Here is a 375-nt window from a genome sequence, read left to right on the forward strand (position 1 = left end):
CCCCGCACAACGGCGGATTGGTGCATCCAAGTAATCAAATGCTTCTGATTCAGAGATAATAGCTGAAATTTCTCCGATATAGCCACTTGTTTTGTGGGCATCATTGACAAGGACTACTTTTCCTGTCTTCTTGACAGAATTAATGATGATCTCTTTATCAAGTGGAACCAAGGTCCGTGGATCTACTACTTCTACTGAGATCCCTTCTTCTGCTAATTCTTCAGCAGCTTGCATCACGCGACGAAGCATTTTTCCGTACGTTACGACAGTGACGTCAGTTCCTTCACGTTTGATTTCTCCGACACCAAGTGGAATTGTGTAGTCTGGATCAACTGGCACTTCCCCTTTTTGGTTGAATTCTGATTTGTACTCAAG

At 43.5% G+C, this 375-nt stretch carries 1 protein-coding gene; it reads right to left on the reverse strand.

Features of this window, described 5'->3' with window-relative positions:
- Positions 1-375: transketolase C-terminal domain-containing protein (locus tag SPADD19_RS11060; RefSeq protein ID WP_277619484.1), on the reverse strand; the 375-nt coding region annotated here is incomplete at both ends.

The organism is Streptococcus parasanguinis (genome assembly GCF_001578955.1).
In the GTDB taxonomy this organism is placed as follows: domain Bacteria; phylum Bacillota; class Bacilli; order Lactobacillales; family Streptococcaceae; genus Streptococcus; species Streptococcus parasanguinis_U.